The sequence below is a fragment of the Streptococcus sp. HMSC36C04 genome (assembly GCF_001839535.1).
GTDB lineage: Bacteria > Bacillota > Bacilli > Lactobacillales > Streptococcaceae > Streptococcus > Streptococcus hominis.
In genome coordinates, this window is sequence record NZ_KV841597.1 from 38556 (window position 1) to 47938 (window position 9383).

Genomic DNA, 9383 nt, shown 5'->3' on the forward strand with positions numbered 1-9383 from the left:
TAATAAAGGAGGGAACTTATGAACAATACAGTTATTCAAGAAAATAGTGGTATCAATAGTTTTTACGCTAAAGTTTATTCATTAGTCGGTATGGGTATTGGCATTTCTGCCCTTGTCTCGGCTTTGATGTTAACAATATTTCAAGATGTGATTTATTCAGTAATAATGGCGAATAGTTGGATTTTTTACTTAGCTATTTTTGCTGAGTTGGTTCTTGTCTGGGTAGCTTCAGGGATGTCTGCCAAAAACAATCCAGCTGCATTGCCAACTTTTCTAGTTTATTCGGCTTTAAATGGCTTTACGATTAGTTTAGTATTGGCTCTTTACACACAAGCAACGGTTTTAGCAGCCTTCGTTACTTCTTCAGCGATGTTTTTTGCTATGGCATTGATTGGGAAATTTACCAAAAAAGATCTTTCTGGCTTGGGTAGAGCCTTTATTGCAGGTCTGATTGGAGTTATCATCGCTAGTTTGGTGAATATTTTCCTTAGAAGTTCTGGACTAGATTTCATCATTAGCATTATTAGTGTGATTATCTTCTCTGGATTGATTGCTTGGGATAATCAAAGAATCCGCTATGTCTATGAGCAATCAGGAGGAAATGTAGCGGCTGGTTGGGCAGTTTCACTCGCCTTAAGCCTTTATCTTGATTTTATCAATCTGTTCCTCAGCATTCTTCGCATTTTTGGAAGAGATAATTAAAAGTAAGAATTAGAAGTTGGAATAGTTCCAGCTTCTTTTTTATGGCTGTGGATTCTTCTTTTATGATATAATAAAGCAAATGAAAAGAAAGTATGAGACTTGCTATGAAAGAACCATTTCTTAGTCGCGAAAAGTTAGCTGAAATCACAACTCAATTTCCAACTCCATTTCATTTATATGATGAGAAAGGAATTCGTGAGACAGCTCGTGCGCTTCAGAAAGCCTTTTCTTGGAATCAAGGATTTAAAGAGTATTTTGCAGTGAAAGCAACTCCGAATCCGACTATTTTGAAAATCTTGAAAGAAGAAGGTTGTGGAGTAGATTGCGCCAGCTATGTAGAACTTTTGATGAGCCAAAAAGTAGGCTTTTCAGGAAATGACATGATGTTTTCGTCCAATGATACACCCGCAGAAGAAATACAATTTGCGCGTGAATTGGGAGCTACTATCAATCTTGATGCTTATGAAGATGTTGCATTTTTACAGGAAGTGGCGAGCATTCCAGAAATCATTTCTTGCCGCTATAACCCAGGCGGTGTATTTGAATTGGGAACAGATATTATGGATTCTCCAGAAGAAGCCAAATTCGGGATGACTAAAGAACAACTCATCCAAGCATTTAAAGATTTAAAAAAGTTGGGCGTTAAAAAATTTGGGATTCATGCCTTATTGGCTTCTAACACTGTTACGAATCATTATTATCCTGAATTAGCCCGTCAGCTATTTGAATTAGCCGTTGAGATTGTGGCTGAGACCAATGTGGACTTGGATTTTATCAATCTTTCAGGCGGAGTAGGCGTTCCTTACCGTCCAGAAGAAAAAGCAAATGACATTTTAGCGATTGGGCAAGGAGTTCGCCGAGTTTATGAGGAAATTTTAACACCTGCAGGTTTAGGAAAGGTTAAAATTTTTACGGAACTGGGACGTTTTATGCTGGCCCCTCATGGATTATTGGTGACGAAAGTATTGCATAAAAAGAAGACTTACCGCACTTACATTGGTGTAGATGCTTCGGCAGTGAATCTGCTGCGCCCGGCTATGTATGGCGCTTATCACCATATTACAAATATGGATCATCCAGATGGACCGACAGAAATAGTGGATGTGGTCGGCAGTCTTTGCGAAAACAATGATAAATTTGCCATTCAGCGCGAACTTCCGATTACCAATATTGGAGATACTTTGGTGATTCACGATACAGGAGCACATGGTTTTTCAATGGGCTATCAGTATAACGCTAAACTTCGTTCAGCTGAGATTTTGCTAGAAGAAGACGGTGGTGTACGAATGATTCGGCGTGCTGAAATACCGGAGGATTACTTCGCAACTTTGTATGGCTTTGATTTTGAAAAATAGACAATTTTTGATATAATAAGAAGATGTAAAAAGGGAAAAGAGGATTACATATTTATGAATTTACTATTAGCTATTTTGTTGATTATTCTGGCTTTCTTTGGTGGTATGCTCGCTGGAATGTACCTTGTCCGCAAACAAATTGAAAAAGAATTTGCAGACAATCCACGTTTGAATATTGATGCGGTTCGTACAATGCTATCTGCAAATGGACAAAAGCCAAATGAAGCAAAGGTACAACAAGTGTATCGTCAAATTAAAAATCAACAAAAAGCAGCACTTGAAAATGCTAAAAAGAAAAAATAAGCTGTTAAAACAGTATAAAATTTGATTTTTAAAGAGATAAATGAATGGGGATTTGGGACTTGCACCCAGTCCCTTCTTTAGAAAGAAGAACTTATGGATAATCGACCAATTGGTTTTTTAGACTCAGGCGTGGGCGGTTTGACAGTTGTTCGCGAGCTGATGCGGCAGCTTCCACATGAGGAAGTGATTTATATCGGTGATTCTGCGCGTGCGCCTTATGGTCCTCGACCTGCAGAGCAGATTCGTGAGTATACATGGCAATTAGTGCAATTTCTCTTAACTAAAAATGTCAAAATGATTGTTCTTGCCTGTAATACAGCTACTGCTGTGGTTTGGGAAGAAATCAAAGAAAAATTGGATATTCCAGTTTTGGGAGTGATTTTACCGGGAGCTAGTGCAGCAATTAAAGCCTCTCAACATGGGACGATTGGCATTATTGGAACGCCAATGACGATTCAATCAGATATTTATCGGCAAAAAATCGAACGTCTCTTACCGGAAGTGGAGGTGACAAGTCTTTCTTGTCCCAAGTTTGTCCCACTGGTAGAGTCTAACGAGCTGTCGTCTAGCATTACGAAAAAAGTGGTCTATGAGAGCTTGATGCCGTTAAAAGGCAAGGTAGATACTTTAGTGCTAGGCTGTACGCATTATCCTTTACTAAAACCAATCATTCAAAATGTAATGGGACCAACAGTGAAACTGATTGATAGTGGAGCAGAATGCGTGCGGGACATTTCTGTTTTGCTCAATTATTTTGAAATCAATCACAGCAGAGAAGGAGAACTTCCTCAACACCGCTTTTTTACCACAGCAAATGCAAAAAGTTTTGCTGAAATTGCAGAAACGTGGTTAAACAAAGAAATAAATGTGGAGCATGTGACCTTATGAGTAGCAAAATTTATGAGTATAAAGATACCCAAGATTGGTATGTTGGAGAATGGTCTTCTCGTGGCAGAACTTTCCATTTTAAGGATGTTGATTCGGAAGAACTCAGTCGCATGGAAGAAGAGCTCCGTCAATTAGTAGTTGAAGAGCAGTCTTTTTCTGTTGCAGTGATTCAATATAACTCCATGATGTCTTTTGTTCAATTTGTCTTGCAAATGATTAACGAGAACCAAGATTCACAGTTTCAGGCGCAATTTCATAAAGGTGCTATTCTGATTACGGAAAAGGGACAATTAGTTTTAGTGCACTTACCTGAAAAAGGTGTCAAATTAAATGTTTTCTTTTCTCAACAAGAATTGTCAGGTTTGACAGTAGGAGATACGATTTTAATTGCTACTCGTAATGAGGGAAAGACCGCTGAATTCCGCAGAATCTTTGAAAAATTAGGCTATCAGATTGAAAATTTGAATGACTATCCTGATTTACCAGAGGTCGCAGAAACTGGGATGACTTTTGAAGAAAATGCTCGTTTGAAAGCAGAGACCATTTCTAAGCTGACTGGCAAAATGGTATTGGCGGATGACTCAGGCTTAAAAGTGGATGCACTAGGTGGTCTTCCTGGAGTTTGGTCTGCTCGTTTTGCTGGAAATGATGCAACAGACTTAGAAAACAATGCAAAATTGCTACATGAATTAGCAATGGTTTTCGACTTGAAAGATCGCTCTGCACAGTTTCATACCACTCTGGTAGTGGCAAGTCCTGACAAAGAAAGTCTGGTCATAGAGGCTGACTGGCCAGGCTATATCAATTTTGAGCCGAAAGGTGAAAATGGATTTGGCTATGATCCTTTATTTTTAGTAGGTGAAACAGGCAAAACATCTGCAGAATTAACAATGGAAGAAAAAAACGCTCAATCACATCGAGCTCAAGCAGTTCAAAAATTAGTGGAGGTATTTCCAACATGGCAAAACAAACCATCATCGTAATGAGTGATTCTCATGGAGATCGTGCTATTGTAGAAGAGATAAAGACCTATTATCTCGGAAAAGTAGATGCTATTTTTCATAATGGTGATTCTGAGCTGCCAAGTGATGACGAAGTGTGGCAAGGAATTTACGTTGTAGCAGGGAACATGGATTTCTATGGTGGCTATCCAGATCGTTTGGTGACGGATTTAAATGGTACCGTTATTGCACAAACTCATGGTCACCTTCAGCATATCAACTTTGGTTTTCAAAAATTGGATTTATGGGCACAAGAGGTAGATGCGGATATTTGTTTATATGGGCATTTACATATTCCAGATGCGTGGATGGAAGGAAAAACACTCTTTTTAAATCCCGGCTCTATCAGTCAACCGCGTGGTGTTATCAATGAGCGACTTTATGCTAAGGTAGAGATTAGTGATGATGCATTTCAAGTGAACTACTATACGCGTCAACACGAACTGTATTCTCGCCTATCAAAGGAGTTTACTCGATGATTGCCAAAGAATTTGAAAATTTTCTCTTACAGCAAGAAGATACTTTTTTAACACCGGCAGAAAACTTGGCTGTTTTGATTGATACTCACAATGCTGATCATGCTATTTTGTTGTTAAGTCAGATGACCTACTCACGAGTACCCGTGGTGACAGATCAGAAAAAGTTTGTTGGCACCATTTCGCTGACAGATATCTTGTCTTATCAGATGCAGCACGAAATTCCTGACGAGGAGTTTATGACAACCGATATTGTGCACATGGCAAAAAAAGATGATTTGACAGTTGGTCCAGATTTTACATTGACAGAAGTGCTGCATAAGTTAGTAGATGAGTCCTTCTTGCCAGTTGTTGATCGGGACAATACATTTCAAGGAATTATTACACGTAAATCTATCCTAAAAGCAGTTAATGCTCTTTTGCATAGTTTTGCGAATGAATACGAGATTCATCCAAAATGAAAGAAGAAATAACAACCTTTTTAGAAGGAAAAAATTTATCTGAGAATTCAAAAACAGCTTATTTTTATGATTTGGAGCAATTCGTAGATGTGACCCATGCAAAAATTACAGAGACCAATCTGCGGATTTACCAAGCTTCTATCGCTGACTTCAAACCATCTGTTCAGAAACGAAAACTATCTGCTATCAATCAATTTTTGCATTATTTATACAAGCAACGGTTGATTTCAGACTTTTATCGTTTGGAGTTGCCAAAAGTTGGTATTCCGAAAGAACACGATGCGGAAATTTTGGATTTGTCTGATTTTTATGCAGATACAAATCAATACAACGGTCGCTTGATTGCGCTTCTCATTTTAGAAATAGGGCTTTTACCAAGCGAAATTTTACAGTTGAAAGTAGCAGATGTCAATCTGGATTTTCAGATTATTCGCATTGAGAAAGCAGGTCAAAAGCGTATTGTGCCCATTCCAGACCAGTTGATTGGAGAACTGGAAACAACTCTGGAAGGAACTTATTTGTTAGAAAAGAATGGGAAAAGCTATTCGCGCCAATGGGGCTTTCGTCAATTAGAAGCTTTTTTGATTGAAAAAAATCAAGCTACTTTATCAGCTCAGAGTTTGCGAGAGCAATATATTTTACGTCAGCGAGAGCAAGGTGTTGAATTGTATGAAATTGCGCGCAATTTAGGCTTGAAAACAATGATGACATTAGAAAAATACAGATAATGGACATAAAAATTAAAGATTTTGAAGGCCCATTGGACTTATTGCTTCATTTGGTGTCAAGATATCAAATGGATATCTATGATGTGCCGATTACAGAGGTCATTGAGCAATATTTGGCTTATGTGGCGACTCTTCAAGCAATGAAGTTAGAAGTGACGGGAGAATACATGGTTATGGCAAGTCAGCTCATGTTGATTAAAAGCCGAAAACTCTTGCCAAAAGTAGCTGATAGCTTAGAAGCTGAAGAAGATTTGGAGCAAGATTTGCTTTCTCAAATTGAGGAATATCGGAAATTCAAATTATTAGGTGAGAAAATGGCGGAGCAACATGAAGAACGAGCTCTTTATTACTCTAAACCTAAAATTGAATTGGTGTATGAAGATGCAACATTGCTCCATGATAAGACAACGATTGATTTGTTTTTGGCTTTTTCTAAATTGATGACGCAAAAAAGAGAAGAATTTGCCCAAAGTCATACAACGATTGTCAAAGATGAATATAAAATCGAAGACATGATGGATGTGATACGTGAGCGCTGTTATTCTCAAGAAGAAATTGCTCTGCAAGCCATTTTTTCAGAAACAAAAGATATGAATGAAGTGATTACCTTATTTTTAGCGACATTGGAACTAGTAAAAGTCCAAGAAATCCAAGTAATGCAAGAAGAAAATTTTGGGAATATTTATCTAATAGGAAAAAGAAATGAGTAAGTTAGCAGAGATTGAAGCCCTGCTCTTTGTAGCGGGCGAAGACGGCTTGCGGGTCCGTCAAATAGCAGAGCTCCTCTCTATACCTCCGACAGGTGTGACACAGAGCTTGGAGAAATTGGCAGAAAAGTATCAAAAAGATGAAGATTCGAGTCTTGCCTTGTTAGAGACGTCGAATACTTATAAAATTGTTACCAAGCAAGATTTCGCTGAATTGTTGCGGGAATATTCAAAAGCCCCTATCAATCAAAGTTTATCAAGGGCTGCCTTGGAAACCTTATCCATTATTGCTTATAAGCAGCCCATTACGAGAGTGGAAGTGGATGAGATTCGTGGAGTCAATTCTAGTGGTGCGATTTCAAAGTTGCAGATATTTGACTTGATTCGTGAAAATGGAAAAAAAGAAGTGCTAGGGCACCCAAATCTTTATGTGACAACGGATTATTTTTTGGATTATATGGGAATCAATAGCTTAGAAGAATTGCCAATAGTAGAAGAAACAGAGTTAATAGCAGAAGAAAGTCAGCTATTTACCGAAAGGATAGAGGATGAGAATCAATAAATATATTGCCCATTCTGGGATTGCAAGCCGTAGAAAGGCAGAAGAGTTGATAAAACAAGGGCTTGTCACTGTGAATGGACAAGTTGTTCGTGAGTTGGCAACGACGATTAAGTCAGGTGATCGTGTTGAGGTCAGTGGTCAGCCGATTTACAATGAAGAAAAAGTGTATTATCTCTTAAACAAGCCTCGCGGTGTCATTTCTAGCGTGACAGATGACAAAGGTCGTCCAACGGTGGTTGATTTGTTGCCAAATGTCACAGAGAGAATCTATCCAGTTGGTCGACTTGATTGGGATACGTCGGGTGTTTTGATTTTGACAAATGATGGCGATTTTACAGATGAGATGATTCATCCTAGAAATGAAATTGATAAGGTCTATGTAGCTCGTGTCAAGGGGGTGGCTGATAAAGAAGTTCTCCGTCCCTTGACAAAAGGTGTGGAAGTTGACGGCAAAAAAACCAAACCAGCGGTTTATGAAATTCTGAAAGTAGACCCGATTAAGAATCGTTCGGTTGTCCAGTTGACCATTCATGAAGGACGAAATCATCAAGTGAAAAAGATGTTTGAAGCGGTTGGTTTGCAAGTAGATAAACTTTCTCGTACGCAATTCGGTCATTTGAATTTAACGGGACTTCGTCCAGGTGAAGCTCGCCGTCTCAATAAAAAAGAGGTCAGCCAGTTACATAACCTAGCTGTGACGAAGAAAAAATGATGAAAAAAATCCTTATTGCACCAGTGCGTCTTTATCAAAAGTTTATCTCGCCAGCCTTTCCACCTTCTTGTCGCTATCAGCCGACTTGTTCAAATTATATGATTCAAGCGATTGAAAAGTACGGTGCTAAAGGTGTCTTAATGGGAACAGCACGTATTTTGCGTTGTCATCCTTGGGCAGAAGGAGGAGATGATCCTGTGCCGGATGTATTTAGCTTGAAGCGTAACTATGCAGAAGACAAAGAAAGAGGTTGAGACGCTTCCTCTATAAAAGGGGCAACCAGAGATTCTTTATAAAATACTATAACTTAATAGTACAAATAAGAAAAACGAACAATTTTGATATTCTAACTAACAGAAAATCAAAATTGCTCGTTTTTTGTATTTCTCGCTGGCCTTTTGTTGCCTGTTCATCTCATACTCAATGAAAATTGAAAAGTTTTAAAGGCATTCGTTGTGTGAAATCTAACTATATTTTCTATAAAGTAAGCTTAGACGAACGATTAAAATATCTTGAATCTACTTCGTATTTACTCTTCATTTAAAGACTGATATAATAATCATGAAAGCGCTTGTAAAATTAATTTTAAAAAGGAGAACAAATGGTTTTGGAAACAAGAAATATTGCTATTCAAGATACTTATGGTGAGCGATTCCAGCATTGTTGGGGATGTGGTTCTAAGAATGAGTCAGGCTTGCATTTAAAAACTTATCCTAGTTTAAACGGAACTAGTTGTATTAGCAAGATAACACCAGCTCAACAGTATACCGGTGGTGTTCCAGCTAATCTATTTGGCGGTATGATTGCCATGATTTTTGACTGTCATGGTACCGCTTCAGCAGCCTGGTTTGCTCATCAAAATAAGGGCTTAGATTTGACAGAAGAAACGGTCATTGGACGATTTATCACAGCTCGCTTGGAAATAGATTATAAAAGTCCAACGCCCATTGATGAGGAAATTACGGTCATCTCTCGACTTGAAGAACTAGGCCAAAGAAAAGCCATTGTGGCAATGGAGATGACAGTAGCGGGTCAGGTTCGTGCCAAAGCTAGAATGGTAGCAGTCGCAGTGAAAGATAACATGTAGTATGTTTCGAAGATGAGACTATATACTAAATTGTTGTTTCATTTAGTTCCTATACGGTAAATTTTAAAAAAGTGAAAAATGCTTTCTCTATAATATAATCAGAGTGAAAAATTATGGAATGTTAGTTTGTCTCTAATATTCTTTTTGTGTTTAAATAGAATCATCATAGCTTATCTGATAAGAAGTAGATAGTATACTAATCTCAGTGGAAAATGAGTAAGGGTTATTGTTGCTTTTTGCGATAAACATAATAAACTACTAATCACAAATATCTCACTAGGATTACACACCTAATGAAGACTTTATATTGGCTCACATAGTCTTTTAAGCAAGTGTAGCAAAATCATGGAATTTATTTAGGTTTCATCTATTTAAAATTTTTTTAATTATTTGAATAGTTT

13 protein-coding genes are annotated in these 9383 nt (G+C 37.9%); all 13 read left to right on the forward strand.

Features of this window, described 5'->3' with window-relative positions:
- Positions 1-18 precede the first annotated feature (18 nt).
- The gene (locus HMPREF3249_RS05435; RefSeq protein ID WP_003029961.1) at positions 19-702 is read left to right on the forward strand and encodes a Bax inhibitor-1/YccA family protein; all 684 of its coding nucleotides are present in this window, start codon (positions 19-21) and stop codon (positions 700-702) included.
- A 104-nt stretch (positions 703-806) separates the two neighbouring features.
- Positions 807-2057, forward strand: coding sequence for a diaminopimelate decarboxylase (locus HMPREF3249_RS05440; protein WP_022525073.1), 1251 nt, complete (start codon positions 807-809; stop codon positions 2055-2057).
- A 54-nt stretch (positions 2058-2111) separates the two neighbouring features.
- Positions 2112-2360, forward strand: coding sequence for a YneF family protein (locus HMPREF3249_RS05445; RefSeq protein ID WP_003023631.1), 249 nt, complete (start codon positions 2112-2114; stop codon positions 2358-2360).
- Between the two features lie 93 nt (positions 2361-2453).
- The gene (gene racE, locus HMPREF3249_RS05450; protein WP_059221012.1) at positions 2454-3248 is read left to right on the forward strand and encodes a glutamate racemase; all 795 of its coding nucleotides are present in this window, start codon (positions 2454-2456) and stop codon (positions 3246-3248) included.
- The gene (locus HMPREF3249_RS05455; protein WP_059221009.1) at positions 3245-4231 is read left to right on the forward strand and encodes a nucleoside-triphosphate diphosphatase; all 987 of its coding nucleotides are present in this window, start codon (positions 3245-3247) and stop codon (positions 4229-4231) included. Before racE ends, HMPREF3249_RS05455 begins: the two co-directional genes overlap by 4 nt.
- Complete coding sequence (locus tag HMPREF3249_RS05460; RefSeq protein ID WP_003068159.1) at positions 4207-4728, forward strand: metallophosphoesterase; 522 nt, start codon at positions 4207-4209, stop codon at positions 4726-4728. The genes HMPREF3249_RS05455 and HMPREF3249_RS05460 overlap by 25 nt, the downstream gene beginning before the upstream one ends.
- The gene (cbpB, locus tag HMPREF3249_RS05465) at positions 4725-5186 is read left to right on the forward strand and encodes a cyclic-di-AMP-binding protein CbpB (protein ID WP_018543705.1); all 462 of its coding nucleotides are present in this window, start codon (positions 4725-4727) and stop codon (positions 5184-5186) included. The genes HMPREF3249_RS05460 and cbpB overlap by 4 nt, the downstream gene beginning before the upstream one ends.
- Positions 5183-5914 (forward strand): site-specific tyrosine recombinase XerD, encoded by a 732-nt coding sequence (gene xerD, locus HMPREF3249_RS05470; protein WP_070867512.1) that lies wholly within the window; start codon positions 5183-5185, stop codon positions 5912-5914. Before cbpB ends, xerD begins: the two co-directional genes overlap by 4 nt.
- Complete coding sequence (locus HMPREF3249_RS05475; protein WP_049534630.1) at positions 5914-6624, forward strand: segregation/condensation protein A; 711 nt, start codon at positions 5914-5916, stop codon at positions 6622-6624. Before xerD ends, HMPREF3249_RS05475 begins: the two co-directional genes overlap by 1 nt.
- Positions 6617-7183 (forward strand): SMC-Scp complex subunit ScpB, encoded by a 567-nt coding sequence (scpB, locus tag HMPREF3249_RS05480; protein ID WP_049534628.1) that lies wholly within the window; start codon positions 6617-6619, stop codon positions 7181-7183. The genes HMPREF3249_RS05475 and scpB overlap by 8 nt, the downstream gene beginning before the upstream one ends.
- Positions 7170-7895, forward strand: coding sequence for a pseudouridine synthase (locus HMPREF3249_RS05485; protein ID WP_049534625.1), 726 nt, complete (start codon positions 7170-7172; stop codon positions 7893-7895). Before scpB ends, HMPREF3249_RS05485 begins: the two co-directional genes overlap by 14 nt.
- Positions 7895-8149 carry a membrane protein insertion efficiency factor YidD gene (yidD, locus tag HMPREF3249_RS05490; RefSeq protein ID WP_049534622.1) on the forward strand — a complete coding sequence of 85 codons (255 nt, stop codon included), beginning with the start codon at positions 7895-7897 and terminating at the stop codon, positions 8147-8149. Before HMPREF3249_RS05485 ends, yidD begins: the two co-directional genes overlap by 1 nt.
- 347 nt (positions 8150-8496) lie before the next feature.
- Complete coding sequence (locus tag HMPREF3249_RS05495; RefSeq protein WP_049534620.1) at positions 8497-8982, forward strand: acyl-CoA thioesterase; 486 nt, start codon at positions 8497-8499, stop codon at positions 8980-8982.
- Positions 8983-9383: the final 401 nt, after the last annotated feature.